Source organism: Rhizomicrobium sp. (assembly GCA_037200985.1).
In the GTDB taxonomy this organism is placed as follows: domain Bacteria; phylum Pseudomonadota; class Alphaproteobacteria; order Micropepsales; family Micropepsaceae; genus Rhizomicrobium.
In genome coordinates this window covers 3,723,248-3,747,913 of sequence record JBBCGJ010000001.1, presented here as the reverse complement: position 1 = coordinate 3,747,913, position 24,666 = coordinate 3,723,248, and the positions used below count along the sequence as shown (strand labels likewise).

Sequence of the window (24,666 nt, the reverse complement as noted above, 5' to 3'; positions counted from 1 at the left end):
TTCGCGGGCCATGACACCAATTGGGGTTGTCAAAGCAATTCCCTATCGGGAATTTCGACTCGGAACACCGTGCCGGCCTCGCTCGTGGAGACGAGGACAATGTCGCCGCCATGGGCGCGCGCGAGGTCGCGGGCGATGGCGAGGCCGAGGCCCGAGCCGCCGGCGCGGGCAGCGCTCGCGAAGGGCTGGAACAGCCGGGCATGCAGGTTCGGCGGAATGCCCGGGCCGCTGTCCGCGATCTCGAGCACGACGCGCTGGCCCTGGCGCTCCGCCTTCACGCAGATGCGCCCGGCGCAGCCTTGCGCGACCAGCGCCTCCACCGCGTTGCGGATCAGGTTGAGCACCAGGCGATAGAGCTGCTCCGCATCGGCGTCGATTTCCAGCGCCGCATCGATCGCGTTTTCGAGCGCGATGTCGATGGGCGCGATGCGCGCCTCGATCGCGGCGTCGGCGGCCTCGGCGACCAGCGGCGCGAGCGGCACGAATTTGCGCTGCGGCGGGCGTTCGTCGGCGCGGCCATAGCGCAGCGTGTTGGTGGCGAGCGAGACGGCGCGGTCGATGGACGCCACGAGGCGCGGCGCCAGCTTCTTGACCACCGGATCGTCGATCGCGCTCAGGCGGTCGGAGGCGAGCTGGGCGTTGGAGAGGATGTTGCGCAAATCGTGCTGGATGCGCGCCACCGCCTGCCCGAGCGCCGCCAGCCGCGTCTTCTGCTGCAGAAAGCCGTAAAGATCGCGCTGCATGGCGGCGAGCTCTCGCTCGGCGAGGCCGATCTCGTCCCGGCGGGCGCTGGGCTGGACGATGCGCGCCGGGTCTTCGGGATTCTCGTGGAACGCGACCATCGCCTCGGTCACACGGCGCATCGGGCGCACGAAGACCAGATAGAGGCTGGCGAAGACCAGGAAGGCGGTGATCAGCGACACGATCAGGCCGGTGACGATGACGCGGTCGGCATAGGCGACGAGCGCGGCGCGGATCGGCCCTTCCGACAGGATGATGCCGATGGAATCCTCGCCCTTGATGTTGGTCGGCGCGATGACGTGCAGCGTGCGGTCGCCGCCGTTCACGAGGCTGTCGAGCGCATCGATCATGTCGGTCGCGGGCGCGGCGTGGATCAGGTCGATGGTGGCGTCGATCCGGTCGGCCTTGCCGTCGACCTGGAAGAGCTGGCGCATGTCCCTGGAGGTGAGCAGGACCTGCATGGCGCCGGCCCGCTTGAGCAGGATCGAGCGGACGTCGTCCGACAGGTTCTGCCCGCCCGGCTCGGTGAAGGGGAGCACCGCCAGTTCCGCGCTCTCGATATGGTTGTTCAGGAGCTCGCGGTGGTAGCGGCCGACCGAGGGCACGAAGATCAGGACTTCCGCCACCATCACGTAAATCACGGTCAGGAGCAGCAGGCGGCCGGAAAGGCTATGGGCGGCAAGCCCATAGGCGTCGGCCAGTCGGGCGCGGAGGCGGCCAGGCATGGCCGGCATAAAGCCCGAAGAAAGGGCCAAATCCTAGCCCGGACCGGGCGGGGCCGGCCCTGTCCGGCGCGGTTGACAGCCCACTAGCGGAGGCCATAGAACCCCCGCTCTTTCGACGTCAGACCCGAGACACCCATGAAGCGCCCCTACCAGCCCAGCAAGATCGTCCGCAAGCGGCGCCATGGCTTCCGCGCGCGCATGGCCACCAAGGGCGGCCGCAAGGTGCTGGCCCGCCGCCGGGCCCATGGCCGCGCGAAGCTGTCCGCCTGACGGCGCGGCCCCGGGCCGCCCCCTGGAACACCTCCGCAAACGCCAAGAATTCCTGCGCGCCGCGCGCGGCATCCGCCGCGTGACGCCCGGGTTCACGCTCGAAATCTGCCCCAATCCGGAGGGCGGGCCCCTTCGGGTCGGCTTCACCGCCAGTCGCAAGGTCGGCGGCGCCGTGGTGCGCAACCGGGCCAAAAGGCGCCTCAGGGCCGCCGCGGCCGAGGTGCTTGCCCTTTGCGGCCTTCCGGCCACCGACTATGTATTGGTGGCGCGGCGGGACACGGCCACGAGGCCCTTCGAAAGCCTCAAATCCGACCTTGCCCAAGCGCTACGCGCCGCCCATCTCAAGCTGGCGCCGCGAGGAGACGTCCGGTGAGCACGGTCAAGGATAGGCGCGGCGTGGCCGCAAGCGTGCTGATCGCGCCGATCCGGTTCTATCGCGCCGTGGTGTCGCCGTTCTTCCCGCCCGCCTGCCGCTTCCAGCCGACCTGCTCGCACTATGCGATCGAGGCCATCCAGACCCATGGGGCGCTGAAAGGCGCGGCCCTGGCGCTCCGGCGGCTGGCGCGCTGCCATCCCATTTCCTGGCTCGGCGGTTCGTCGGGCTTCGATCCCGTTCCTCCCGGTAAATTTGGCCGCCCCGATAGGTCTTGTCGATGAACAGCAGCAACAACCGCAATCTCATCATCGCGACGCTTCTGTCGGTCGTGATCTTCCTGGGCTGGCAGTTCTTCATCGGCGGCCCGGCGGAGAAGGCGGCGCAGGCGCGGCGCGCGGCGGCGGAGCTGTCGCAGAAGCACGCCGCGACTCCGACGACGCCGGCGGGCACGCCGGCCGGCGTACCGACCGTCGCGGGCGGCGGCACGGGCGGACATGTGTCCCGCGCCCAGGCGCTGGCCGCGGGCGGCGCGCGCGTCAGGATCGACACGCCCGACGTCGATGGTTCGCTGCAGCTCAAGGGCGCGCGGTTCGACGATCTGCGGTTGAAGAAATATCACGACACCGCCGACACAAAGAGCCCCGAGATCGTGCTCCTGGCGCCGAAGGGGACCGAGTATCCCTATTTCGTCGATTTCGGCTGGACCAATGCCCAGGGCATGCACCAGCCGCTGCCCAATGACGACACGGTGTGGACGCTCGCGGACGGCACGGTGCTGTCGCCCGGCCATCCGGTGACGCTGACCTGGGACAACGGCCACGGACTCGTCTTCACGCGGCGGATCGAGGTCGACGACCAGTTCATGTTCACGATCACCGACGGCGTGCAGAACAAGAGCGCGGCGCCGGCGACGCTTTACCCCTATGCGCTGGTGGCGCGCGACGGCGTGCCGCCGGGCCAGAAGTACTGGGTGCTGCACGAGGGCTTCGTCGCCTGGGCGGATTCGCTGAAAGACGCGAGCTATGACGATTTCAAGGACGACGGCACGCCGGCCAAGACCTTCTCCGCCACGGGCGGCTGGGCCGGCATCACCGACAAATACTGGATGGCCGCCGTCATCCCGCCGCAGCATGAGAACTATGACGGCTCGTTCCGCGCCGAGAATTTCGGAAGCACGAAAGCCTATTACGCGAGCTATCAGCTCGGCGCGCGCAACCTCGCGGCCGGCGGCGCGGCGAGCGTGACGCATCACCTGTTCGCCGGCGCCAAGGTCGTCGACACGCTGCGCCACTATGAGAGCACGCTGGGCGTGCAGGACTTCGTGATGGCGGTGGACTGGGGCTGGTTCCGGCCGATCACCCAGCCCTTGTTCTGGATCCTGGATTATTTCTACAAGCTGCTCGGCAATTTCGGGCTGGCCATCCTTCTGCTCACCGTCTGCGTCAAGGCGGTGACCTTCCCGATCGCCAATGCGTCGGCCAAGACCATGGCCAAGATGAAGAAGGTCCAGCCCGAGCAGGAGAAGATCAAGGAGCGCTTCGCCGACGATCCGGCCAAGCAGCAGCAGGCGATCATGGAGCTCTATCGCCGCGAGAAGGTGAACCCGGTGACCGGCTGCGTGCCGCAGCTCCTGGTCATTCCGGTGTTCTTCTCGCTCTACAAGGTGTTCTTCGTCACCATCGAGATGCGCCAGGCGCCGTTCTATGGCTGGGTCCACGATCTCGCCGCGCCCGATCCGACCTCGATCATCAACCTGTTCGGGCTCCTGCCCTTCCATCCGCCGAGCTTCATCCCGGCGTTCCTGTCGATCGGCATCTGGCCGATCCTGATGGGCATCACGCAATGGGTGCAGACCAAGCTGAACCCCGCGCCGGCCGATCCGATCCAGGCGCGCATGTTCGGCCTGATGCCGATCATGTTCACCTTCATGTTCGCGACATTTCCCGCCGGATTGGTGATCTACTACACCTGGAACAACATCCTGGGCGTGGCGCAGCAATGGTACATCATGCGCCGCCAGGGCGTGGAAGTGCACCTGTTCAAGAACCTCAAGCTCGACGCGCTGGTGCAGCGGCTGACCGGCGGGGCCAAGCCGCCGGCCGCGAACGACAGGTGAGCGACGAAGCCGAAGACCGGAAGCAGGAACGCGCCGCTGCGGTGAAGCTGTTCGCCGGCGCCTGCGACTTCGTCTGGGGCACCGGCGACATCGACAGCCTGCCGCCGGCGGGCCTGCCCGAGATCGCCTTCGTCGGCCGCTCCAATGCGGGCAAGTCGAGCCTGATCAACGCGCTGACCAACCGCAAGACGCTGGCCCGCGTCAGCCACACGCCGGGGCGCACGCGGGAAATCAATTTCTTCAAGCTCGCCGACCGGCTGATGCTGGCCGACCTGCCGGGCTATGGCTATGCCAAGGCCTCCAAGGCGATGACGGCGGAGTGGCAGAAGCTGATCTTCGCCTATCTGCGCGGCCGGGCCAGCCTGAGGCGCGTCGTCCTTCTGATCGATGCGCGGCGCGGCGTCTTGGACCTGGACCAGGAGGTCATGAAACTTCTGGACGAGGCGGCGGTGTCTTACGGCGTCGTGCTGACCAAGATCGACAAGCTGAAGCCCGAGGAAGCGGCGGCGGCCGTCGCCGCGGCCGATGCCGCCGCGCGCAAGCACACCGCGGCGTTTCCGCAAATCTGCGCGACCTCGGCGCATGAGGGGCTTGGCTTGGAGCCTCTGAAGCTGCAACTTGCGGCGTTGGCCCAGCCCTGAGCATGGGCTATAAGGCCCGCGCTTTCAGTGGATTAGGCATATGGCGCTCACCGACGAGTTCGGCCAGGAACGCAATCTGCGCGTGATGGCGCGCTGGCGTTCGACCGCGCGCGTCCTGGTCGAGGCGCTGCCCTACATCCTGAAATACGACCAGAAGACCATCGTCGTGAAATTCGGCGGCAACGCCATGGCGGGGGGCGGCACGGCGGCGGATTTCGCGCAGGACATCGTGCTGATGAAACAGACCGGGATCGATCCGGTCGTGGTGCATGGCGGGGGGCCGCAGATCGGCGCGATGCTGAGCAAGCTGCAGATCCCGTCCACCTTCGTCGACGGGCTGCGCGTCACCGACCAGGCGGCGATCGACGTGGTCGAGATGGTGCTGACGGGATCGATCAACAAGCAGATCGTCACCAGCATCAACGCGGCGGGCGGGCGCGCCATCGGCCTGTCGGGCAAGGATTCGACGCTGCTCCTGGCGCGCAAGCTCGTCAAGAACGGCGTCGATCTGGGCTTCGTCGGCGAGCCGGAGCGCGTGAACCCCGACGTGCTGCACACCGTGATGCGGTCCGAGATCATTCCCGTCATCGCGCCGATCGGCGTGGGCGAGGCGGGGGAGACCTACAACATCAACGCCGACACCGTGGCGGGCGCCATCGCCGGCGCGATGAAGGCCGAGCGCCTGATCCTGCTCACCGACGTCGAGGGCGTGCTGGATTCGGAGAAGAAGCTGATCCCGCGCCTGACGGTGGAAGAAGCCCGCGCGCTGATCGCCCAGGGCATCATCAAGGGCGGCATGATCCCCAAGATCGAGACGGCGATCGACGCGGTCGAGGGCGGCGTGCACGCCGCCGTCATCCTGGACGGACGGATCCCGCACGTCCTTCTGCTCGAACTTTTCACCGAGCACGGCGCCGGTACGCTGATCACCGCCGAATGAAGGTGCTGGCGCGCTGCCTTCCGGCCCTTCTGCTCGCGCTCGGATGTTCGCTGTTCGCGAGCCCGTCGCGCGCCGCGCTGACGCTGTGCAATCGCACCTCCTACGTCCTCTATGCCGCGACGGGCATGGCGGTGCCCGGCGGCGTCGCCGCCCAGGGCTGGTCGCGCGTGACGCCGGGAACGTGCCAGGCCGTGCTGCCGGGCGACCTGACCGCGCCGACCTATTATCTCTATGCCCGCTCGTCGCAGGCCCATTCGGGGGCGCAGCGCGCCTGGGGCGGCAACGTCCAGATCTGCGTCAAGGACACCAATTTCACCAATCGCGACACGATGAACCAGACGCATTGCGCGACCGACGATTTCTTCGAACTGCCCTTCGCCACCGTCGACACCCACCACCTCAAATCCTGGACCGCCACCTTCAGCGAGACGCCGCAGCTCGCGAGCCTGCCGCAGGCGCAGCTCGCGGGCCTCAAGCGGCTCCTGCGCGACACCGGCTATCGCATCCCCGCGATCGATGCCGCGCCGAACAAGGCGACCGACGCCGCACTCGTCGATTTCCGCAAGAAGCTCAGGCTGGCGCCGACCGCCACCGTCGCCGACATGTTCGACGCGCTGGAGACCGAGGCGCTGAAGAACGCGACGCCCGCCGGCTATGCGGTGTGCAACGACACGGCCAAGGCGGTCGCGGCGGCGACGGGACAGAAGCTGCGCAACGACTGGGTCAGCCATGGCTGGTGGAAGATCGCGGCGGGCAGCTGCGCCCGGGTGATGGCCGATCTGAGCGCGCTCGATTCGGTCTTTCTCTTCGTGCAGAAGATCGGCGGGCCGCCGGTGGTGAGCGGGCCCAACAAATTCTGCGTCGCCGATATCGAATTCGACATCCAGGGCCGCGGCCGCTGCTCCAATCGCGGACTGACCGAGCTGGGCTTCGCCGAGACGCGGGTGAAGGGGCTCAGCGGCTATGCCGTCCATATCGGCGAGACGGGGATGATCCGGACGCCGCCGCGCCGGCCGGGGAAGTGACCTAAACTGTCATGCCCGCGAAAGCGGGCATCCAGTCTTGGCAGCGCCCAGTCGCCGGATGCCCGCCTGCGCGGGCATGACAATCTGGAATTGGGACGATGAGCCCCACTACGCCGCGACGTCGAAATAGCCCAGGTGCCAGCGCATCTCGTCTTCGGTCATGGGGAAGTGCACGCCGGCGCGCGCGGGCAGCAATTCGCCGGCGGGAAGCTTCATCACGAAGCTCTGTATCTTGAAGGCCAGCCGCATGCTGAGCCGGGCGTGCCAGACCAGCGCGACGAGCGGCTTGGCCGAGCGCGAGGCGAGGATCTTGCGCACCGTCGCGTCCGGCACGCGGGCAAGCTCCGCCAGCGCCAGGGCGACCGCGTCGCGCTGGCCGGCATTGGCCGCCTGCTCGACGAAAGCCTCGTCGAGCTTGCCGCCCGCGCGCGCCGCCGCGACGTCGCGCACCGCCAGATCGGTCGCCGAGGATGCGGGCCGCGCCTCTTCGGCCAGGCGCGCGCGCAATTCCTTGTTGAGCTGGTGCTCGATGTCCGCGTCCAGGCCGTAGCGGGTGACGAGCTGCTCGATCAGGCTCGATCCGACGAAGGTGGCGATGCGCAGGATGGCGCGCTTGGACAGATCGGCGCGCAGGACCAGGGGAACGTGCCAGGACTGGATCTTCTCGGCCTGGGCGGCGATGTCGTCGAGCGTCTTGTCGCGGATCCTCGCATCGGGATTGGCGAGCAGGGCGGCGATCGCCGGGATGTCGAGCGAGCTGACCAGGGCCTCGGACACCGCCGGGCTCACCGGACTGCGCCGGGCGATGGCGGCGAGGACTTCCTCCGCCTTGGCGGCGGCGATGACCTCCATCAGGTCGGCGTCGGAGAGCAGCGGCGAATATTCGAGGATCGGCGCGGCGACGATGGCGTCGAGATCGCGCGCCAGGGTGAGCACGATGAATTTCGGGATGCAGTCGAGCGTCTTGACCGCGTCGGCCAGGACGGCGCGGACGCGCGGAACCTGGTCGCGGGCGAGACGCTCCAGCGTCTCCACGGTCAGCGCATGGACATGCGCGCCTTCCGCGGCCGAGAGGCTGGGCATCAGCCGGGCGACCTTGCGGGCGAGTTCGGCGCGGACGTCGTCGTCGTCGTCATCGGCCAGGCGGCGATTGGCCTGGGCGGGCGCGGCGATGTTCGCGGCCACGGCGCGACGCGTGGCGGGCGCGCCGTTCTCGGCCAGATAGGTCAGGACCTTCGGGCCGGCATCGGTGCGGCCGGCCAGTTCGCTCTGCGCCGCCTGGGCGCGCGTCTCCAGCCGCGCAAGGGCCTCGTCGCGCGTCATGGCAGGCGTCTTGGCGGCTTCCCGTCCCATCGCCGGTCTTCTCCCTGACCCGCGATAGTCGGCCGGCGCGGTTTACCTTCGTTTAAGAGACGTGGTTGAGGAAGCCTTACGATGCTTGCCTGCCGGCGCGGCTTCGCCCAAGGTCGCGCCATGCGTAGCGCAGCCGCCGTCGACGACAACATCCCCGGTCCCGATTTTTCCCATGTCGAGACCTGGGTCTTCGATCTCGACCACACGCTCTACACCTTCAACGAGGCCCAGCATGCCGAGATGGAGGAGCGCATCTGCCGCTATGTCCAGCGGCATTTCGACCTGCCGCGCGCCGCCGCCTGGGAGATGCAGAAGCACTATCTGAAGGAATATGGCAGCACGCTCGCCGGGCTGATGGTCCATCAGAAGATCGACCCCGACGAATATCACGACGACATCAACGACATCGAGGCGCTGGAGCTGATGCCCGACGCCGGCTTGCGCGCCGGATTGTTGCGGCTGCCCGGCCGGCGCCTGGTCTTCACCAACAATTGCGGCCGCTTCGCCCATGCGGTGCTGACACGGCTGGGGGTGGACGATCTGTTCGACGCCATCGTGGACGCCAAGGCGATGGGCTTCGTGCCCAAGCCCAAGGCGCCGGCCTATGACGCGCTGCTGGCGCGCGGCCGGTTCGATCCCGGCCGCGCCGCGCTGTTCGACGATTCGCCCAGGAATCTGGTGCCCGCCAGGGCGCTGGGCATGACCACGGTGTGGTTCAACGACGGCAAGGGCCAGTCCTATTGGCGGATCGACAATCCCGAGCTTCACATCGATCACGAGACGGACCATCTTCCGACCTTCTTGCAATCGATCAGGATCTGAACCCATGGCCCAGGAACTCGCCCGCATCGTCGACGCGGCGTGGGAGAACCGCGACGCGCTGAACGCCAATACCAAGGGCGAAGTGCGCGAGGCGGTGGAGACCGCGCTCGAAGACCTCGACGCGGGGCGCGCGCGCGTCGCGGAGAAGCGCGCGGGCGAATGGGTCGTCCATCAATGGCTGAAGAAGGCGGTGCTGCTGTCCTTCCGGCTGAACGCGATGAAGCTGATCGAAGGGGCGCCGGGCGAGGCGTCGTGGTGGGACAAGGTCAATTCGAAATTCGCCGGCTGGGACGCAGGCCGCTTCCAGGCCGCGGGCTTCCGCGCCGTGCCGGGGGCGATCGTGCGGCGCTCCGCCTTCATCGCCAGGGGCGTCGTGCTGATGCCGTCTTTCGTCAATGTCGGCGCCCATGTCGGCGAGAACACGATGATCGACACCTGGGCGACGGTCGGCTCCTGCGCCCAGGTCGGCGCCAATTGCCACATTTCCGGCGGCGCGGGGCTGGGCGGCGTCCTGGAGCCGTTGCAGGCGGCGCCGACCATCATCGAGGACAATTGCTTCATCGGCGCGCGTTCCGAAGTCGCCGAGGGCGTGATCGTCGGCGAGGGATCGGTGCTGGCGATGGGGACGTTCCTGACCTCGACCACCAAGATCGTCGACCGTCACACGGGCGAGATCGTGACCGGGCGGGTGCCGCCCTATTCCGTCGTGGTGCCGGGCTCGATCGGCGGCGGGCTTGGCAAGCCGTCGCTCTATTGCGGTGTCATCATCAAGACGGTGGACGCGCGCACACGGTCCAAGACCGCGATCAACGAGCTGTTGCGCGATTGACGCGGCGCAGCATGATTTATTCGGCCTATCGCTTCGCTATTTGAGGCCGTTAACCCTTCACGCGACCGCCGCGGCGGGCGATACTGCCGCCATCGAAGGCGGGGGCTTTCCATGGGTCTGGGTCATTATCTCTTCGGCTTTTCCGGCCGCATCAATCGCGCCAAGCAATGGGCCGTGCTGCTGGTGAGCGCGGTTCATGTCGCGCTGGTCTGCGTCGTGTTCGTCTACACGATCGGCCTTCAGGCAATCGTCGCGCTGGCCCAGGAGCAGACGACGCTGTCGGCCGTCGTCGCGACGCCGCAGGCGCACACCTTCGGCATCGTCTTCTGCGTATTGTACCTGATCGGCCTTTACATCGGCCTTGCGGTGGCGACCAAGCGGCTGCACGACCGCAACCGGAGCGCATGGTGGCTGATCGTGTTCTTCCTGCTTCCGGCGGTGCTGCAGATACCGACCATCATGGCCATGCCGGAGATGTTCGCCAATATCGGCGCGGCGATGCACGCGGCGCAGAACAATCTGCCGCCGCCGCCACCGCCGGTCCAGTCGCCGCTGGCTCTGATCGCGCGCGGCGCGGCGACGATCATCGGGCTGTGGGCCTTCGTCGAGCTTTACATCCTGCGCGGCACGGCGGGCGACAACCGCTTCGGGCCCGATCCGCTGGCGGGGCGCTAACCGCGCGCCTGCACCGCGGCGGCGATGGCGTCCGCGTCGACGCCGAGCGCCTGCACGATGGGCGCGTAGACCGCCATCTGCGCCATGCCGGTCGGCCCCAGCGTCAGGCCGCCATCGACCACCAGGGCATGGCCGTTGACGAAGCTGGCGCCGTCCGACGCGAGATAGAGCGCGGCCTCGGCGATGTCGCGGGCGCGGCCGCCGCGCGGGATCGGCTGCAGGGCCGCGCCGGCCTCCGCGATGGCCTCGATTCGCGTCTCGCCGATCTGGCTGGGGATTCCCATGGCATGGGCGAAGATGTTGGTGGCGATCACGCCCGGGCAGATGCAGTTGACGCGGATATTCTCCGCCCCGAGCTGGGCCGCGGCGGCATGGGTCATGTGCACGATGGCGGCCTTGGCGATGGAATAGAGCAGCGGGCCGTAGCCGGTGCGGATGCCGGCGACCGAGGCGGTGGAAATGATCGCGCCGCCGCCCGCCGCGCGCATCAGGGGCACGGCGTATTTCATGCCGAACAGGGCGGCGCGGACATGCAGGTGCATGACGGAATCGAAGCCCTCCGCCGTGACGCCGTCGGCCGGATCGTTGGCGCCGCCGGTGCCGGCATTGTTGAACAGCACGTCGAGGCGGCCGAAATGCCGCTTGGCGGCGGCGACGGCGGCCGCGATGTCCGTTTCCCGCGTCACGTCGCAACGGACGTAATGCGCCATGCCCTTGTGGTCCTCCTCGATGCGGGCGCCCTTGTCGTCCTGGATGTCGGCGGCGACGACGCGCGCGCCTTCCGCGACGAAGAGATCGACCGTGGCGCGGCCGATGCCGCTCGCCGCGCCGGTGACGACGGCGACCTTGCCTTCCAGACGACCGGCCATGCGAACCTCCCGAATTTGCCTTGATTGACCATAGCGAGGGGCGCGCGTACATCGCAACCGATGACCGATCCCGTCGCCCTTTCCCAGGCCCTGATCCGCTGCCGCTCCGTCACGCCGGAGGACGGCGGCGCGCTGGGCGTGCTGGAAGCGGCGCTGACGCCGCTGGGCTTTACCTGCACGCGGCTGCGGTTTCAGGCGGACGGCACGGCGGCGGTCGAGAACCTGTATGCGCGCATCGGAACGCAGGGACCGAATTTCTGCTTCGCCGGACACACCGACGTGGTGCCGCCGGGCGACGCCAAATTGTGGAAGCACGATCCCTTCGGCGCGACGATCGAGAACGGCACGCTCTATGGCCGCGGCGCGGTCGACATGAAGACGGCGGTGGCCTGCTTCGCGGCGGCGGCGGCGCGGTTCATCGCGAGCGGCAAGCCTCACGGCTCGATCAGCCTGCTCATCACCGGCGACGAGGAAGGCCCGACCAACGTCAACGGCACCAAGCGCGTGCTGCAATGGCTGGCGGAACAGGGCGAGCGTCTCGATCACTGCATCGTCGGCGAGCCGACCGCGACGGCGGCGACCGGCGACGTGCTGAAGATCGGCCGGCGCGGCACGATGAACGTGAAGCTGACCGTCACCGGCACGCAGGGCCATGCCGCCTATCCGGCGAAGGCGAACAATCCGATCCCGGCGCTGGCGGAACTGGTAGCCGCGCTGGCGGCCTGGAAACTCGACGAGGGAACCGAGCATTTCGATCCTTCGACGCTGGCCTTCACCACCGTCGATGTCGGAAATCCCGCGACCAACGTCATTCCGGCCGAGGCGCGCGCGGGTTTCAACATCCGCTTCAACGACCGCCACAAAAGCGCCGACTTGGTCGCGCATATCGAAGCCGAGGCGGCAAGGGTCGCGGCGGCGCGCGGCGTCGAGATCGCGGTGAGCGCGCATGCGAGCGGCGAGCCGTTCCTCACCACGCCCGGAGACTTCACGGCGATGCTGAGCAGAGTGGTTCACGACGTGACAGGACGGACGCCGGAGCTGTCGACCACGGGCGGCACCTCCGACGCGCGTTTCATCAAGAACTATTGCCCCGTGGTGGAGATGGGTCTTCCCGGCGGCACGATGCACAAGGCCGACGAATGCGTGCCGGTCGCCGAGATCGAGACGCTGACGGCGCTCTATGCGCGCGTGCTGGACGCCTATTTCGCCGATCCGCCGCGATGAAGGCGCCCATCGGGGTGTTCGATTCCGGGATGGGCGGGCTGACGGTGATGCGCGCGCTGATGGCGCGGCTGCCGGGCGAGAGCTTCGTCTATCTGGGCGACACGGCGCGGCTTCCCTACGGTACGAAGAGCGCCGACACGGTGCGCCGTTATGCCGTCCAGGCGTCGAAGGCGCTGGTGGCGCGCGGCGTGAAGATGGTGGTGATCGCCTGCAACACCGCGTCGGTCTCGCTGCCTGAGGTCGCCGCGGCGCTGGCGCCGCTGCCGGTCCTGGGCGTGATCGTGCCGGGCGCCAAGGCGGCGCTGGCGGCGGCGCCGGACGGACCCATCGCGGTCATCGCGACGGAAGGGACGGTGAAGGGCGGCGCCTATCGCGCCGCGATCCGGGCGGAAGGCTCCGACGTGCCGATCGTGCAGCAGGCCTGCCCGCTTTTCGTGCCGCTGGCGGAAGAGGGACTGACCGACGGGCCGCTCGTGGAACTCGCGGTGCGGCGCTATCTCGATCCCCTGCTGGCGACGCTGCCGCGGCCGAAATGCCTTCTGCTCGGCTGCACGCATTATCCGGTGCTGAAAGAGGCCATCGCGCGGATCGCCGGCGACGACATCGTGCTGGTCGACAGCGCGATCACGACGGCGGAGGCGGTGGCCGAACTGATCGCGGCGCGCGGGCTGGCAAGCGAGGGCGGGACTCCGACTCTCCGCTTCCTCGCCACCGATGCGCCGGACCGGTTTGCGCGCGCGGGCGAGATATTCTTGGGACAGCCGATCGATCCGGGCGCGGTCGAGTTGATCGACTTGCAGAATTAGAACCCGATTCCAGGTTGTCATTCCCGCGGAAGCGGGAATCCAGTCTTGGCCGCAAGCGACTCTGGATGCCCGCCTACGCGGGCATGACAGGCATAAGGTCAGTAGTCGACCCGCACCAGATACAGCCCGTCCGCCGGGGCGACGGGGCCGCAGCGGGCGCGGTCCTGCGCTGCGAGCGCGTCGGCGAGGTCGCGGGCGCGCCATTTGCCCTCGCCGACCAGCTTCAGCGAACCCACCATCGAGCGCACCTGATGATGCAGGAAAGACCGCGCCGAGGCCTCGATATGAATCTCCTCGGCGGCGCGACGGACGGTGAGCTTGTCCAAGGTCTTCACCGGCGATTTCGCCTGGCATTCGGCGGCACGGAACGTCGTGAAATCGTGCCGGCCGACCAGGGCCTGCGCCGCGGCGTCCATCGCCTCGGCGTCGAGGGCGTGCACGACATGCCAGACCTTGCCGGCGTCGAGCACCGGCGGCGGGCGGCGGGTGAGGATGCGGTAGAGATAGTGGCGGCCCGTCGCCGAGAACCGCGCGTGGAAATCCGGCGCGGCGACAGCCGCCTCCAGCACCGCGATGGCGGCGGGACGGACGAAATGGTTCAGCGCGTCGCGCACCTTGTCGGGGGCGAAGTCCTTCATGAGATCGAAATGCGCCGCCTGCCCGAGCGCATGCACGCCGGCATCGGTGCGGCCGGCGCCGTGCACGGTGACGCGCTCGCCGGACAGGCTTTCGATGGCGGCTTCGAGCGTGCCCTGGACCGAGGCGCCATTGTCCTGCCGCTGCCAGCCGACGAAGCCGGCGCCGTCATATTCGAGGGTCAAGCGATAGCGCGGCATCTCAGGCGAGCACGGCGCCGCGCGGCAGCGCGAAGCCGCGCAGGAGCTCGGTCGCGCTCATCGCGGACTTGCCGGAACGTTGCAGGCGCGTGAGGCGCAGCGCGCCGTCGCCGCAGGCGACGGTCAGCGCGTCGTCCAAGAGCATGCCGGGTTCGCCGCTGCCGGTTGCCGGATCGCAGTCGAGTATCTTGAGGCGCTCGCCTTTCGCCTCGCACCAGGCGCCGGGCATCGGCGAGAGGCCGCGGATCAGGCAATCGACCTCGCGCGCCGGCCTGGTCCAATCGATGCGGGCTTCTTGCTTGGCGATCTTCTTCGCATAGGTCGCGCCCTCCTCCGCCTGCGGCGTCTGCGCGATGGTGTCGCGCTCCAGCGCCGCCAGGGTGCGGGCCATGAGATCGGCGCCGAGACGGGAGAGTTCGTCGTGCAGCGCGCCATAGGTCTTGCGGCCGATGGGCGTGCGCTCCGCCATCAGGACGGGGCCGGTGTCGAGGCCCTCTCCCATCTGCATGGTCATCACGCCGGTCTCGGCATCGCCCGCCATGATCGCGCGCTGGATCGGCGCGGCGCCGCGCCAGCGCGGCAGGAGCGAGCCGTGCAGATTGATGCAGCCGAGCCGCGGCGCATCGAGGATCGGCTTGGGCAGAATCAGCCCATAGGCGACCACGACGGCGACATCGAGGTCGAGGGCGGCGAACAATTCCTGCTGCGCGGCGTCCTTGAGCGAGACCGGCGTGCGGACCGCGATCTTGTGCTTGAGCGCCAGGGCATGGACCGGCAAGGGCTCGGTCTCCAGCCCGCGGCCCTTGGGGCGGGCCGGCTGGGAATAGACGCAGGCGATGTCGTGGCCCTGCGCGATCAATTCGGCGAGCGTCGGCACCGCGAAATCGGGCGTGCCCAGGAAGGCGAGGCGGAGGGTCATTTTACAAGCCTGTCATCCCGGCCAAGCGATGCGCAAGCATCGCGCAGAGCCGGGACCCATGGTGCAGCGTCCCGATGGGTCCCGGATAGCCGCTGTCGCGGCTTCCGGGATGACAAGGCGCATGCCTACCCCGTCTCTTTCAGACGCTTCGCCTTCTGCAGTTTGCGCAGCGCCATGGAGCGCTTGAGCTTGGAGAGGTGGTCGATGAACAGGACGCCTTCGAGATGATCCATCTCATGCTGCAGGCAGGTGGCGAGCAACCCGTCGGCTTCGAGCTCGTGGCTCTTGCCGTCGCGGTCGAGATAGGTCGCCTTGATGCGCGCGGCGCGCTCCACGTCTTCCCAGATCTCGGGCACGGAGAGGCAGCCTTCCTCGAAGGTCGCCAGGTCCTCCGACCGCCAGGTGATGATGGGGTTGATGAAATGGCGCGGGGTCTTCTTGCCCTCGCGCTGGTCGAGGTCCATCACGATGATGCGCTGGGGCGCGCCGATCTGGACCGCGGCGAGGCCGATGCCGTCGGCGGCGTACATCGAATCGACCATGTCGTCGATCAGCCGGCGCGTGGCGGCATCGACCGTCTCGACGGACTGCGAGACGGCTTTGAGGCGCGGATCGGGCGCGGTCAGGATGGGTCGTACGGCCATGATCGCTCAAATAAGGACGATAGTGGCTGCGGTCAAGCAAGGATAGAATCCGGCGATTCCCGCGCGAACCGGACCCGATTATGCCGCAAATCCTGCTTTATCTGACGCTGGCGTTCAGCGCGACCGCGACGCTGGCGGGGCTTCTGCTGCTCCTGGGCGTGGGCCGCAAGCTGCCGCAATCGGCCCTCGCGGCCGACGCCATCGCGGCGACGGTGCGGACCGAGGCCGACCGCGTCCGCGCCGACAATGCCGAGCAGTCGCGCGCCGTGAAGCAGAGACTGGACGAGGCGATCCTGCGCTTTCAAGACGCGCTGCTGAACCGCCTGGACGTCGCGATCGAGAATATCCGCCAGCCGATCGTGGGCATCGGCCAGAAGCTGGACGCCGACATCGCCAAGATGGGCAAGGACGCCGGCGAGAATCGCGACGCTCTTCGCCAAGCCATCGAAACCAAGCTGAACGAGTTCGCAGATCGCCAGACAATCGCCGCCCGCGAGCTGCGCGAAGAATTGATCGGAAACTACACGCGCACCGCTGACACGCTGTCTTCGACCACGCGCGACCTGGGCGTGCAGCAGCAGGAGCGGTTGGACAAGGTCGCCGCCGAACTCAAGGGGCTGACGGACCGGCAAAGCGCCGATCAGGAAATCTTGCGCAGCGCGGTCGAGGGCCGCCTCGACGCCATCCGGCAGGAGAATGCCGCCAAGCTGGACGAAATGCGGCAGACGGTCGACGAGAAGCTGCAAACGGCGCTGGATCAGCGCCTGACGGAATCGTTCCGCACGGTGCAGGAGCAGCTCGAACGCGTGCACTCCGGCCTGGGCGAGATGCAATCGCTGGCGACCGGCGTCGGCGATCTGAAGCGCGTGCTCAGCAATGTGAAGACCCGCGGCACCTGGGGCGAGGTGCAACTCGGCATGCTGCTCGAGCAGTTCCTGTCGCCCGACCAGTATCTGCGCAACGCGCAGGTCAAGGAGCACAGCCTGGAGCGCGTCGAATACGCGGTCCGCTTCACCGGCCGCGACGACGAGAAAGAGGTGCTGCTGCCGATCGACGCCAAATTCCCGCAGGAGGACTATGAGCGGCTGGTGCTGGCGACCGAGCGCGCCGATGTCGTGGCGGTCGAAGAAGCCTCGGCGGCGCTGGAGGCGCGGATCAAGAGCTTCGCCAAGACCGTATCGGAAAAATACATCAATCCGCCGGTCACGACCGACTTCGCGATCCTGTTCCTGCCGACCGAAAGCCTGCTGGCCGAGGCTCTGCGCCGGCCCGGCCTGTTCGAGCATCTGCAAAACGATTGCCGCGTGACGCTGGCCGGGCCGACCACGCTGGCGTCCATGTTGAGCGCGTTCCAGATGGGATTCCGCTCGCTGGCGATCCAGAAACGCTCCAGCGAGGTGTGGCAGATGCTGGGCGCGGTGCGTACCGAGTTCCTGTCGCACGGCAAGGTGGTGGATTCGCTCAAGCGCCAGCTCAACGCCGCGACCAACACGATCGACAAGCTGGGCACGCGGACGCGGGCCATGAACCGGGCGCTGCGCAATGTCGAAGCGGCGCCGGGGCCTGCGTCGCAAACGCTGCTCGGTCTCGATGAAGCAACGCTGGAGAGCGAAGCCGAGGACGATGGCGAGGCGGCCTAGAGACTGCGCCGCGCCTTGAACGCGGCCGACAGCGTGCCTTCGTCGAGATAGTCGAGCTCGCCGCCCACCGGCACGCCATGGGCCAGCCGCGTGACGGCGACACCCGTCGGCGCCAGCATGTCCATCAGATAATGCGCCGTGGTCTGGCCCTCGACCGTCGCGTTCATCGCCAGGATGACCTCGTCGACGCCCGATTTCACGCGGCCGACCAGGCCGGCGACGTTGAGGCGCTCCGGCGTCACGCCGTCGAGCGCAGAAAGCGCGCCGCCCAGAACGTGATATTTGCCGCGGAACACGCCGGCGCGCTCCAGCGCCCAGAGGTCCGCGACGTCTTCGACCACGCAGAGCACATGGGAATCGCGGCGCGGATCGCGGCACAGCGAACACGGCGAGGTGGTGTCGAGATTGCCGCAGGTCTCGCAGGTCTTGATCGCGGCCGCCGCGTCGCGCATCGCCAGCGCCAGGGGCTCGAGCAAAAGGTCGCGCTTCTTGAGCAGGGTCAGCGCGGCGCGGCGCGCCGAGCGCGGACCCAGCCCCGGCAGCTTGGCGAGAAGCTGGATCAGCCGCTCGATCTGCGGCCCCATGGAGGAATTGGTCATGGCGACGATCTAGCAGGGCCGCCGGAATCTTGCCATGGTCGCCCGCGAACAGGAGACCGCCATGTCCGACACGCGCCGGCTTATTCTGTCGCAGCCGATCGCAACGGCCGGCGACCGCGAATGCAGCGCCGAGCGCGCCGTGGTCGCGCAACTGGAGCCCGGCGTCGTGATGATGCAGGGCGACAATCCGGCGCTGCCCAAAATGCCGGCCAAGCCGACGCTGCTGGATTTCTTCCGCCTGCGCTTCGGCAAGATCACCGTCAACCATCTGCTGCAAAGCGCCATGCTGGCGCGCAAGGCGGGGCATTCCGAGAAGATCGTGCTCACCTGCCTCTTGCACGACATCGCAAACGGCGTGCTGATCCGCAGCGATCACGGCTATTGGGGCGCGCAACTGGTGGCGCCTTACGTCGACGCGGAAGTGAGCTGGGCCATACAGCACCACCAGGCGCTGCGGTTCTTTCCCGATCCCGATGTCGGCTACGAATATCCGGCGGCTTATGACCGGTTCTTCGGGCCCGGCTATGTCGTGCCGGAATATCTGCAAAAGGCCTATGCGGCGGCGCGCGCGCATCGCTGGTACATGACGTCGCGGATCATCTGCCTGAACGACATTTATGCCTTCGACGAGTCGGTCACGGTCGATCCGGGCGAATTCGAGGATGTCATCGGCCGGCACTTCAAGCAGCCGGAGGAAGGCCTCGGCTTCGACAATTCGCCCGTCGCCCATATGTGGCGCACGATGATCTGGCCGAACAATTTTCTATAGGACGCCTCGGCGGCCCCTTCCGGCGGTCGGTGCAATTATACCTTTTGGTAGCAGACAGAAGGCCATCGCGCCGGCATTGCTTGCGGCGTGCAACAACCGCGATCACGGAGGATCGGCAATGCGCGTCATCGTCATCGGCAGCGGAACCATCGGAAAAGCCGTCCGGGCCGCGCTTGCGGAGGCCGGCCATGTGATCGTGGCGGTCGGCCGTTCGTCCGGCGCGCATCGGGCGGACATGACCGACAAGGCCAGCCTCGACCGCCTGTTCGCCGGCATCGGGGCGTTCGACGCCGTGGCCTGCGCCGCCGGCGACGTGTTTCCCGCGCCGCTGGAACAGGCGAGCGACGCGGATTGGGCGCGCTCGATCCAGGGGAAAGGCATGGGCCAGATCAATCTGGTGCGCGCGGCGCTGCCCCATATCGCCGACCGGGGGTCGTTCACGCTGATCTCCGGCGTGCTCACCGACGAGGTCATCCAGGGATGCACCATCGGCACGACGATCAACCATCTGGTCGAAGGCTTCGTGAAGGGCGCAGCGTCCGAGCTGCCGCGCGGAATACGGATCAACTGCGTGAGCCCGACGGTGCTGACGGAATCGACCGCCTATTACGCCGCCTTCCCCGGCTTCACGCCGGTGCCGGCGGCGGAGGTCGCAAACGCCTATCTGCGCGCCATCGCGACGCCGATGAACGGCCGGATCGTCAAACTTCACAAGACGGATAGCTGAGACCAGAGTCGTTTCGACTTGAAGTTCCCCATATACGGGCAACCTATTTTCCCGCGGCCAAGTTGGGTCGCCCGCATGACGCGGGCGATGACGTGTCAGGAATTGTCTTCCGGCGTCGGCGCGGCGACGTCTTCGTCGGCGATGCGGCGGACTTCCTTGATCTCGGCGCCGGGAAAGCGGTCGAGAACGGCGCGCACCAAAGTTTCCTGCGTCACGCTTTCGAACTTCGCCGCCTTGGCGTCGCGCTTCTGCTCGGCGAGCGTCGGCTGACCGGCCTCGCGCGAGATCGAGATCGACCAGCGCTGGCCGGTCAGCGCGAAAAGCTTCTGGGAGAGATCGCCCGCCAGGGTCGTCGGCGCCTTGGGCGTGGGGCGGATTTCGATGCGGCCTTGCTCCATGTGAACGAGGTGGACGTTGTGCTCGAGGTTCACCTTGAGGCTCGAGGTCGGTTCGAGCAGCGCGATGACGTCCTGCAGCGAGCGCAGTTGAACCTGCGGCGCAGCAGACGCCTCGATCTTCGGCGCGAAACTTTTTCCACCCTCTCCTTGAGGGAGGGTCGAAATTTGCGAAGCAAATTTCGGGGAGGGGTTGGCGGCGGCGGTCGGACCCCTCCCCGAAAAATTCTTCGCTTCGCTCGAATTTTTCGACCCCTGCTCCGCTTCGCTCCGCGTCCGCACGCCGCCGCTGGCGGACCCCTCAAGGGGAGGGTTGTCGAGTAAATCCCGCACCAGCTTGTCGGTCGGCGGCAGGTCGGCGGCGTAGGCGAGCCGGATCAGGGCCATTTCACACGCGGCCACCGGCCGCGTCGCGTCGCGCACTTCGATGAGGCCCTTCAGCAGCACCTGCCAGGCGCGGGTCAGCGACGGCACGGAGAGCTTGCCCGCCATGGCGGCGGCGCGCTTGGCCTCGCCCGAGCCGCCGTCGAAGAAGCCTTCGGCGCCGGGCGCCACCTTCACGCGGGTGAGGAAATGCACGATCTCCAAAAGGTCCTGCATCACCGCCAGGGGATCGGCGCCGTGGTCGTAGAGTTCGCCGAGATCGCCCAGCGCCTCGGCGATCCTGCCGCCCATCAGCTTTTCGAACAGGTCGAGGACGCGGCCGCGGTCGGCCAGGCCCAGCATGCCGCGCACCGCATCGGCCGGGATCTCGCCGCCGTCGCCCCTCTTCTCCCCACTATGCGCGATGGCCTGGTCGAGCAGCGAGAGGCTGTCGCGGGCCGAACCCTCCGCTGCGCGGGCGATCAGCGCCAGCGCATCGCGGCTGATCTTCACATTCTCCTTCTCGGCGATGGTCGAGAGCAGGCCGACCAGCTCGCCGGTCTCGATGCGGCGCAGGTCGAAACGCTGACAGCGGGACAGGACGGTCACCGGAACTTTCCGGATCTCCGTCGTCGCGAAGACGAATTTCACATGCGGCGGCGGCTCTTCCAGCGTCTTGAGCAGGCCGTTGAACGCGGCCTTGGACAGCATGTGCACTTCGTCGATGATGTAGACCTTGTAGCGCGCGCTGGCCGGGGCATAGCGCACGCCTTCGATGATCTCGCGGATGTCGTCGATGCCGGTGTGGCTGGCGGCGTCCATCTCCTGCACGTCGACATGACGCGATTCGGCGATGGCGACGCAGGGTTCGCACACCCCGCAGGGATGGATCGTGGGTTCCTTGCGCGTGCCGTCGGGGCCGACGCAGTTGAGGGCGCGGGCGATGATGCGGGCGGTCGTCGTCTTGCCGACGCCGCGCACCCCCGTGAGCATGAAGGCATGCGCGATGCGCCCCGTGGCGAAGGCGTTGGACAGCGTCTTGACCAGCGCCTCCTGCCCGATCAGGCCGGAGAAATCCTGCGGCCGGTATTTGCGCGCCAGCACGCGGTAGGCTTCCGCCTTGGCCGGCGCGGGTTCGAGGCCTAGTCCGAGGGCGGGTTCGTCGGTTTCATCCATGGGGGCACTATAGCAAGCCCGGCCGCCGCGCTCGCGGAATCTCAGGCCTGGGGCTGGAAGATTTCCTCGATTCGCCTGTTGAAAACCGCGGCGATAGCGAAGGCCAGGGGCAGGCTCGGGTCGTAGCGCCCGGTCTCGATGGCATTGATGGTCTGGCGCGAGACGTTGAGCGCCTCGGCGAGCGCGGCCTGCGTCATGCCGCGCTCGGCCCGGAGCGCCGGAAGGCTATTTCGCATGGTTCTGAGCCAGCGACATGATCGCCGTGGTCAGGGCCCAGGACACGGCCAGCGTGGGCCAGGCCCAGGTGATGGCGAGCGACGGAACCGCGTCGGAGAGGACGGCGTAGGTGATCAGGACGCAAGATCCGACGCCGAAGGAGACCGCCAGCGTCTGGAGAAATTTCAGGCGCTCGAATTCGTCGATCCGCCGATAGTAGCGCCAGATCACCCCAAAGGTCAGCCAGATCGGAATCGCCGGTACGATCCGCGCCGCCAGCGCCCAGTCGGCGTTCGCGGCATGGGCGATCAGCCATGGCCGTATGACGGCGGCCAGGATGTAGAGCGCCTGGACGAAGATCAGTTCGAGAATATAGGCACGGGCGGCGTATTTGACCGGTCTGACAGCAGCAATCATGGAAACCTCCTGTAAAGCATCCTTTACATAGGCGGCCGCAAAAGGCGTGTCAAGGGTGCTTTACATTCGAATTTTGGGTGAGGTGGAAGCCGGCTGACCCGGATCGGATTCGTTACGGCTGCTTCGTTCCCGACCTGACCGGGTTGGCGAGCGGTCCGTCCAACCGACTTCCGGCGGGGGATATAGGGCGATGCCGCGAAAAATGCGAGTCGGCGGATTCGTTACGGCGTTCGGGCCGCGAGAGCCTGTCGGCTCTCGCCAAGGGGCCCTCACCGTTCCCGACCTGACCGGGTTGGCGAGCGGTCCGTCCAACCGACTTCCGGGCGGGGATATAGGGCGACGCCGCGGAAAATGCGAGTCGCCTTGCCGGTTTCATCTTGGCGCCGCTCCGCCCTACCATGGCGCGAACAGCTATCGGGTGCTTCATGATTCCCTTCACCGGCAATCCCCTCGACCGGGCGAGCGTCAAGCGGACCGATGCCGACTGGATGGCCGCCAGGCGGCGCGACGCGTCGTCCTTCATCCTGCCGATGTGGCGGCTGCAACCCTTCGTCATCGGGCCGGAGACGGCGGCCGCGCCGGTCGAACTCGGCCTCCTGAAGCCAGGGCTCGCCGATTCCCTGGCGGCGCCGGACGCGCCTTGCATCTTCCTCGGCCTGGAGAAGGACCACGCGATCTTCGCGCTCGATATCTCGGCGGCGCGCGATCCGGCCAACGAAGGGCCGCTGGCCGGGCTCGGCCATTTCCGCGATGCGCGCGCGGCCGCCGCCACGCTTCCCATCCCCGACGCCGCGATCATGGGCGAGGCCAAGGCGATGATCGACTGGCACAACCGCCACGGCTTCTGCGCCAATTGCGGCACGCGCAGCGAATTCGCCGATGCGGGATGGAAACGCCTCTGCCCTTCGTGCAATTCCGAGCACTTCCCCCGCACCGATCCGGTGGTGATCATGCTGGCGGTACACGACGGCGCCTGCCTGGTCGGGCGCAACAAGCGCTTTCCGGGGAATTTCTATTCGGCGCTCGCGGGCTTCATGGAGCCGGGCGAGACCATCGAGGATGCGGTGCGCCGCGAGCTGATGGAAGAGGTGAACCTCAAGGTCGGCAGGGTGCATTATCACGCGACGCAGCCCTGGCCGTTTCCGTCCTCGCTGATGATCGGCTGCCTCGCGGAAGCCGAAAGCCGCGACTTCAAGCCGGACGGCGAGGAGATCGCCGATGCGATGTGGCTCGACCGCGACAAGGCGCGGCGCCTGATCGCGGGCGAGCGGCTGCCCGACATCTCGGTGCCGCCCGCCGTCGCCATCGCGCATCACCTGATCAAGGCGTTCGCGGAAGGAGCGATGTGACGCGCGCGCTTCTTGCCCTGCATGCCGCGACGCGATTCCGCCTCACGCCGGCCCGGCGGATCGTGTGCGAGAACGATCCCGAGGGATCGCAAGGCCCGCTCCTCTTCATGTCTGGCTGCGAGGAAGGCTGGATCGGCTATGTCCGCGAGGACGTGGACGACGCCGCGGCGCGGGCGTTCGACGAACTGATCTTGCGCGAGCCGCCGGTCCGCGCGCCGGGCGCGGTGCCGCGCTTCGCCGACGCCTATCGCGAGATCGTGGGCTGGAGCGACCTGCTGACCGGGCACAATTACGGCCCGATCCACCGCCTGCCGCGCGGCCTGCGGTGGACAGGCGAGGCGGCGCTCGTCCGCAGCGGCACGCCGGAGGGCGAGGTGCTGCGGACGCGGATCGAACGCGAAGGCATGCCGCAGGGCATGATCGAGGCCGGCTTCGCCGACCTCAGCCATTTCTGGGAGCCGTGGTGCGTCGCGCTGGCGGAGGGCGAACTCGCGGCCATCGCCTTCGCGGCGCGCAAGGGGTTGCTGGCCGCGGATGTCGGCGTGTTCACGATCCAAGCCCATCGCGGGCGCGGGCTGGCGGCGGCCGTCACGGCGGCCTGGAGCACGCTTCTGCCGCGCCACCCGGTGCTGTTCTATTCGACCCATCGCGACAACGCCGCCTCGCAGCGCGTGATCGCCAAGCTGGCACTGCCCTTCGTGGGAGAGAGCTTTTGCCTGTGAGCGGCATCGTCATCCGGCCGGCGCGCGCGCACGAGTTCGACGCGGTCGCCCGCGTGTGGATGGATAGCCATGTCTCGACCGGGCTGGCGACCGGATGGGATGCGACGCTGGCGGATCTGCGGGCGCGGATTCCGGACGAGATCGCACGAGGCTGGCAGCTTTACGTCGCCGAGCTGGACGGCAGGATCGCGGCGATGCTGGCGTTCCGCTCGCACGACAACTATCTCGACCAGTTGTTCGTCGCGCCGGAGCATCAGGGCAAGGGCATCGGCAAGGCGTTGCTTGCATTCACGCGGCAACACCTGCCGGACGAGATCCTGCTGCGGACGGCCGTCGGCAACGCCAAGGCAATCGCCTGGTACGAGCGCGAGGGCTTCGTGCGCGAGAACGAGATCATGCAGGAGGGATGGTCGGGGCCGCGGGTGTATTATCGCTGGCGGGCTGCCAAGCGTTGAGCCCGACCGCCATTCACGTCCCAATTC

At 67.7% G+C, this 24,666-nt stretch carries 28 protein-coding genes and 1 other RNA gene; 18 read left to right on the top strand and 11 right to left on the bottom strand.

All coding sequences use genetic code 11. The features are described from left to right. Positions 1 to 29: 29 nt before the first annotated feature. Positions 30 to 1,466 (bottom strand): HAMP domain-containing sensor histidine kinase, encoded by a 1,437-nt coding sequence (locus WDN01_18530; protein MEJ0028027.1) that lies wholly within the window; start codon positions 1,464 to 1,466, stop codon positions 30 to 32. A gap of 135 nt (positions 1,467 to 1,601) precedes the next feature. Between WDN01_18530 and rpmH the strand changes: the two genes are divergently transcribed. From rpmH to WDN01_18495, 7 genes are read left to right on the top strand one after another with little or no spacing between them, the layout of a single operon-like run. Beyond that, the gene (rpmH, locus tag WDN01_18525) at positions 1,602 to 1,736 is read left to right on the top strand and encodes a 50S ribosomal protein L34 (GenBank protein MEJ0028026.1); all 135 of its coding nucleotides are present in this window, start codon (positions 1,602 to 1,604) and stop codon (positions 1,734 to 1,736) included. Further along, a complete protein-coding gene (rnpA, locus tag WDN01_18520) occupies positions 1,711 to 2,109 on the top strand; it encodes a ribonuclease P protein component (GenBank protein MEJ0028025.1) in 399 nt (132 codons plus the stop codon). Before rpmH ends, rnpA begins: the two co-directional genes overlap by 26 nt. A gap of 35 nt (positions 2,110 to 2,144) precedes the next feature. Beyond that, entirely contained in the window at positions 2,145 to 2,393 is a 249-nt protein-coding gene (gene yidD / locus WDN01_18515; GenBank protein ID MEJ0028024.1) for a membrane protein insertion efficiency factor YidD, read from the top strand. Beyond that, positions 2,390 to 4,228 (top strand): membrane protein insertase YidC, encoded by a 1,839-nt coding sequence (gene yidC / locus WDN01_18510; GenBank protein ID MEJ0028023.1) that lies wholly within the window; start codon positions 2,390 to 2,392, stop codon positions 4,226 to 4,228. The genes yidD and yidC overlap by 4 nt, the downstream gene beginning before the upstream one ends. After that, on the top strand, positions 4,225 to 4,869 hold the full coding sequence (yihA, locus tag WDN01_18505; protein MEJ0028022.1) for a ribosome biogenesis GTP-binding protein YihA/YsxC: 645 nt from the start codon (positions 4,225 to 4,227) through the stop codon (positions 4,867 to 4,869). Before yidC ends, yihA begins: the two co-directional genes overlap by 4 nt. Before the next feature lie 40 nt (positions 4,870 to 4,909). Further along, positions 4,910 to 5,809, top strand: coding sequence for an acetylglutamate kinase (gene argB, locus WDN01_18500; GenBank protein ID MEJ0028021.1), 900 nt, complete (start codon positions 4,910 to 4,912; stop codon positions 5,807 to 5,809). Next, positions 5,806 to 6,834 (top strand): DUF1036 domain-containing protein, encoded by a 1,029-nt coding sequence (locus WDN01_18495; GenBank protein MEJ0028020.1) that lies wholly within the window; start codon positions 5,806 to 5,808, stop codon positions 6,832 to 6,834. Before argB ends, WDN01_18495 begins: the two co-directional genes overlap by 4 nt. A gap of 108 nt (positions 6,835 to 6,942) precedes the next feature. Here WDN01_18495 and WDN01_18490 read toward each other — a convergent pair whose 3' ends face one another. Next, positions 6,943 to 8,187: a DUF2336 domain-containing protein gene (locus WDN01_18490; GenBank protein ID MEJ0028019.1), complete on the bottom strand. Its 1,245-nt coding sequence runs from the start codon at positions 8,185 to 8,187 to the stop codon at positions 6,943 to 6,945. Positions 8,188 to 8,307: 120 nt separating this feature from the next. On the opposite strand from WDN01_18490, the gene WDN01_18485 reads away from it, so the two are divergent. From WDN01_18485 to WDN01_18475, 3 genes are all read left to right on the top strand, one after another. Then, positions 8,308 to 9,009: a pyrimidine 5'-nucleotidase gene (locus tag WDN01_18485; GenBank protein ID MEJ0028018.1), complete on the top strand. Its 702-nt coding sequence runs from the start codon at positions 8,308 to 8,310 to the stop codon at positions 9,007 to 9,009. A gap of 4 nt (positions 9,010 to 9,013) precedes the next feature. Further along, positions 9,014 to 9,838 carry a 2,3,4,5-tetrahydropyridine-2,6-dicarboxylate N-succinyltransferase gene (dapD, locus tag WDN01_18480; GenBank protein MEJ0028017.1) on the top strand — a complete coding sequence of 275 codons (825 nt, stop codon included), beginning with the start codon at positions 9,014 to 9,016 and terminating at the stop codon, positions 9,836 to 9,838. A gap of 111 nt (positions 9,839 to 9,949) precedes the next feature. Then, the gene (locus WDN01_18475) at positions 9,950 to 10,513 is read left to right on the top strand and encodes a DUF805 domain-containing protein (GenBank protein ID MEJ0028016.1); all 564 of its coding nucleotides are present in this window, start codon (positions 9,950 to 9,952) and stop codon (positions 10,511 to 10,513) included. Here WDN01_18475 and WDN01_18470 read toward each other — a convergent pair. Next, complete coding sequence (locus WDN01_18470; protein ID MEJ0028015.1) at positions 10,510 to 11,382, bottom strand: SDR family oxidoreductase; 873 nt, start codon at positions 11,380 to 11,382, stop codon at positions 10,510 to 10,512. The two genes, WDN01_18475 and WDN01_18470, sit on opposite strands and share 4 nt — an antisense overlap. 60 nt (positions 11,383 to 11,442) lie before the next feature. Here WDN01_18470 and dapE point away from each other — a divergent pair, with 60 nt between their 5' ends. Both dapE and murI read left to right on the top strand, forming a co-directional pair. After that, on the top strand, positions 11,443 to 12,606 hold the full coding sequence (gene dapE, locus WDN01_18465) for a succinyl-diaminopimelate desuccinylase (protein ID MEJ0028014.1): 1,164 nt from the start codon (positions 11,443 to 11,445) through the stop codon (positions 12,604 to 12,606). Continuing rightward, positions 12,603 to 13,412: a glutamate racemase gene (murI, locus tag WDN01_18460; protein ID MEJ0028013.1), complete on the top strand. Its 810-nt coding sequence runs from the start codon at positions 12,603 to 12,605 to the stop codon at positions 13,410 to 13,412. Before dapE ends, murI begins: the two co-directional genes overlap by 4 nt. A gap of 98 nt (positions 13,413 to 13,510) precedes the next feature. Here murI and truA read toward each other — a convergent pair whose 3' ends face one another. From truA to def, 3 genes are all read right to left on the bottom strand, one after another. Continuing rightward, positions 13,511 to 14,233, bottom strand: a complete 723-nt coding sequence (gene truA / locus WDN01_18455) for a tRNA pseudouridine(38-40) synthase TruA (protein ID MEJ0028012.1) — start codon at positions 14,231 to 14,233, stop codon at positions 13,511 to 13,513. A 16-nt stretch (positions 14,234 to 14,249) separates the two neighbouring features. Beyond that, the gene (gene fmt / locus WDN01_18450) at positions 14,250 to 15,167 is read right to left on the bottom strand and encodes a methionyl-tRNA formyltransferase (protein ID MEJ0028011.1); all 918 of its coding nucleotides are present in this window, start codon (positions 15,165 to 15,167) and stop codon (positions 14,250 to 14,252) included. 125 nt (positions 15,168 to 15,292) lie between these two features. Then, positions 15,293 to 15,811, bottom strand: coding sequence for a peptide deformylase (def, locus tag WDN01_18445; GenBank protein MEJ0028010.1), 519 nt, complete (start codon positions 15,809 to 15,811; stop codon positions 15,293 to 15,295). Positions 15,812 to 15,891: 80 nt separating this feature from the next. Here def and rmuC point away from each other — a divergent pair, with 80 nt between their 5' ends. Next, positions 15,892 to 17,451, top strand: coding sequence for a DNA recombination protein RmuC (rmuC, locus tag WDN01_18440; protein ID MEJ0028009.1), 1,560 nt, complete (start codon positions 15,892 to 15,894; stop codon positions 17,449 to 17,451). Here rmuC and recR read toward each other — a convergent pair. Continuing rightward, positions 17,448 to 18,050, bottom strand: a complete 603-nt coding sequence (recR, locus tag WDN01_18435) for a recombination mediator RecR (GenBank protein ID MEJ0028008.1) — start codon at positions 18,048 to 18,050, stop codon at positions 17,448 to 17,450. The two genes, rmuC and recR, sit on opposite strands and share 4 nt — an antisense overlap. A gap of 61 nt (positions 18,051 to 18,111) precedes the next feature. Here recR and WDN01_18430 point away from each other — a divergent pair, with 61 nt between their 5' ends. Together WDN01_18430 and WDN01_18425 are read left to right on the top strand one after the other, a co-directional pair. Further along, positions 18,112 to 18,819 carry an HD domain-containing protein gene (locus tag WDN01_18430; GenBank protein ID MEJ0028007.1) on the top strand — a complete coding sequence of 236 codons (708 nt, stop codon included), beginning with the start codon at positions 18,112 to 18,114 and terminating at the stop codon, positions 18,817 to 18,819. 118 nt (positions 18,820 to 18,937) lie between these two features. After that, positions 18,938 to 19,546, top strand: a complete 609-nt coding sequence (locus WDN01_18425; GenBank protein MEJ0028006.1) for a short chain dehydrogenase — start codon at positions 18,938 to 18,940, stop codon at positions 19,544 to 19,546. A 95-nt stretch (positions 19,547 to 19,641) separates the two neighbouring features. Here WDN01_18425 and WDN01_18420 read toward each other — a convergent pair whose 3' ends face one another. The 4 genes from WDN01_18420 to ffs all read right to left on the bottom strand — a co-directional run bounded on the left by WDN01_18420 (position 19,642) and on the right by ffs (position 22,287). Then, positions 19,642 to 21,480 carry a DNA polymerase III subunit gamma/tau gene (locus WDN01_18420; protein MEJ0028005.1) on the bottom strand — a complete coding sequence of 613 codons (1,839 nt, stop codon included), beginning with the start codon at positions 21,478 to 21,480 and terminating at the stop codon, positions 19,642 to 19,644. Between the two features lie 41 nt (positions 21,481 to 21,521). Further along, positions 21,522 to 21,716: a helix-turn-helix transcriptional regulator gene (locus tag WDN01_18415; protein MEJ0028004.1), complete on the bottom strand. Its 195-nt coding sequence runs from the start codon at positions 21,714 to 21,716 to the stop codon at positions 21,522 to 21,524. Further along, complete coding sequence (locus tag WDN01_18410) at positions 21,706 to 22,113, bottom strand: hypothetical protein (protein MEJ0028003.1); 408 nt, start codon at positions 22,111 to 22,113, stop codon at positions 21,706 to 21,708. The genes WDN01_18415 and WDN01_18410 overlap by 11 nt, the downstream gene beginning before the upstream one ends. 79 nt (positions 22,114 to 22,192) lie before the next feature. Further along, positions 22,193 to 22,287: signal recognition particle sRNA small type (ffs, locus tag WDN01_18405), an RNA gene on the bottom strand. Positions 22,288 to 22,538: 251 nt separating this feature from the next. Here ffs and nudC point away from each other — a divergent pair. The 3 genes from nudC to WDN01_18390 are packed head-to-tail and all read left to right on the top strand — an operon-like array spanning position 22,539 to position 24,639. Beyond that, the gene (nudC, locus tag WDN01_18400) at positions 22,539 to 23,462 is read left to right on the top strand and encodes an NAD(+) diphosphatase (GenBank protein MEJ0028002.1); all 924 of its coding nucleotides are present in this window, start codon (positions 22,539 to 22,541) and stop codon (positions 23,460 to 23,462) included. Further along, positions 23,459 to 24,184 carry a hypothetical protein gene (locus WDN01_18395; GenBank protein MEJ0028001.1) on the top strand — a complete coding sequence of 242 codons (726 nt, stop codon included), beginning with the start codon at positions 23,459 to 23,461 and terminating at the stop codon, positions 24,182 to 24,184. The genes nudC and WDN01_18395 overlap by 4 nt, the downstream gene beginning before the upstream one ends. Continuing rightward, positions 24,181 to 24,639: a GNAT family N-acetyltransferase gene (locus WDN01_18390; protein MEJ0028000.1), complete on the top strand. Its 459-nt coding sequence runs from the start codon at positions 24,181 to 24,183 to the stop codon at positions 24,637 to 24,639. Before WDN01_18395 ends, WDN01_18390 begins: the two co-directional genes overlap by 4 nt. Positions 24,640 to 24,666: the final 27 nt, after the last annotated feature.

Excerpts from the sequence above, each read along its gene's own strand:
- rnpA (MEJ0028025.1), top strand. The coding sequence starts at position 1,711 with ATGGCCGCGCGAAGCTGTCCGCCTGACGGCGCGGCCCCGGGCCGCCCC.
- recR (MEJ0028008.1), bottom strand. The coding sequence starts at position 18,050 with ATGACCAATTCCTCCATGGGGCCGCAGATCGAGCGGCTGATCCAGCTT.
- dapD (MEJ0028017.1), top strand. The coding sequence starts at position 9,014 with ATGGCCCAGGAACTCGCCCGCATCGTCGACGCGGCGTGGGAGAACCGC.
- argB (MEJ0028021.1), top strand. The coding sequence starts at position 4,910 with ATGGCGCTCACCGACGAGTTCGGCCAGGAACGCAATCTGCGCGTGATG.
- WDN01_18420 (MEJ0028005.1), bottom strand. The coding sequence starts at position 21,480 with ATGGATGAAACCGACGAACCCGCCCTCGGACTAGGCCTCGAACCCGCG.
- fmt (MEJ0028011.1), bottom strand. The coding sequence starts at position 15,167 with ATGACCCTCCGCCTCGCCTTCCTGGGCACGCCCGATTTCGCGGTGCCG.
- WDN01_18530 (MEJ0028027.1), bottom strand. The coding sequence starts at position 1,466 with ATGCCTGGCCGCCTCCGCGCCCGACTGGCCGACGCCTATGGGCTTGCC.
- murI (MEJ0028013.1), top strand. The coding sequence starts at position 12,603 with ATGAAGGCGCCCATCGGGGTGTTCGATTCCGGGATGGGCGGGCTGACG.
- WDN01_18415 (MEJ0028004.1), bottom strand. The coding sequence starts at position 21,716 with ATGCGAAATAGCCTTCCGGCGCTCCGGGCCGAGCGCGGCATGACGCAG.
- WDN01_18410 (MEJ0028003.1), bottom strand. The coding sequence starts at position 22,113 with ATGATTGCTGCTGTCAGACCGGTCAAATACGCCGCCCGTGCCTATATT.
- nudC (MEJ0028002.1), top strand. The coding sequence starts at position 22,539 with ATGATTCCCTTCACCGGCAATCCCCTCGACCGGGCGAGCGTCAAGCGG.
- WDN01_18470 (MEJ0028015.1), bottom strand. The coding sequence starts at position 11,382 with ATGGCCGGTCGTCTGGAAGGCAAGGTCGCCGTCGTCACCGGCGCGGCG.
- rmuC (MEJ0028009.1), top strand. The coding sequence starts at position 15,892 with ATGCCGCAAATCCTGCTTTATCTGACGCTGGCGTTCAGCGCGACCGCG.
- rpmH (MEJ0028026.1), top strand. The coding sequence starts at position 1,602 with ATGAAGCGCCCCTACCAGCCCAGCAAGATCGTCCGCAAGCGGCGCCAT.
- yidC (MEJ0028023.1), top strand. The coding sequence starts at position 2,390 with ATGAACAGCAGCAACAACCGCAATCTCATCATCGCGACGCTTCTGTCG.
- WDN01_18490 (MEJ0028019.1), bottom strand. The coding sequence starts at position 8,187 with ATGGGACGGGAAGCCGCCAAGACGCCTGCCATGACGCGCGACGAGGCC.
- def (MEJ0028010.1), bottom strand. The coding sequence starts at position 15,811 with ATGGCCGTACGACCCATCCTGACCGCGCCCGATCCGCGCCTCAAAGCC.
- WDN01_18475 (MEJ0028016.1), top strand. The coding sequence starts at position 9,950 with ATGGGTCTGGGTCATTATCTCTTCGGCTTTTCCGGCCGCATCAATCGC.
- WDN01_18425 (MEJ0028006.1), top strand. The coding sequence starts at position 18,938 with ATGCGCGTCATCGTCATCGGCAGCGGAACCATCGGAAAAGCCGTCCGG.
- WDN01_18485 (MEJ0028018.1), top strand. The coding sequence starts at position 8,308 with ATGCGTAGCGCAGCCGCCGTCGACGACAACATCCCCGGTCCCGATTTT.
- dapE (MEJ0028014.1), top strand. The coding sequence starts at position 11,443 with ATGACCGATCCCGTCGCCCTTTCCCAGGCCCTGATCCGCTGCCGCTCC.
- WDN01_18430 (MEJ0028007.1), top strand. The coding sequence starts at position 18,112 with ATGTCCGACACGCGCCGGCTTATTCTGTCGCAGCCGATCGCAACGGCC.
- WDN01_18495 (MEJ0028020.1), top strand. The coding sequence starts at position 5,806 with ATGAAGGTGCTGGCGCGCTGCCTTCCGGCCCTTCTGCTCGCGCTCGGA.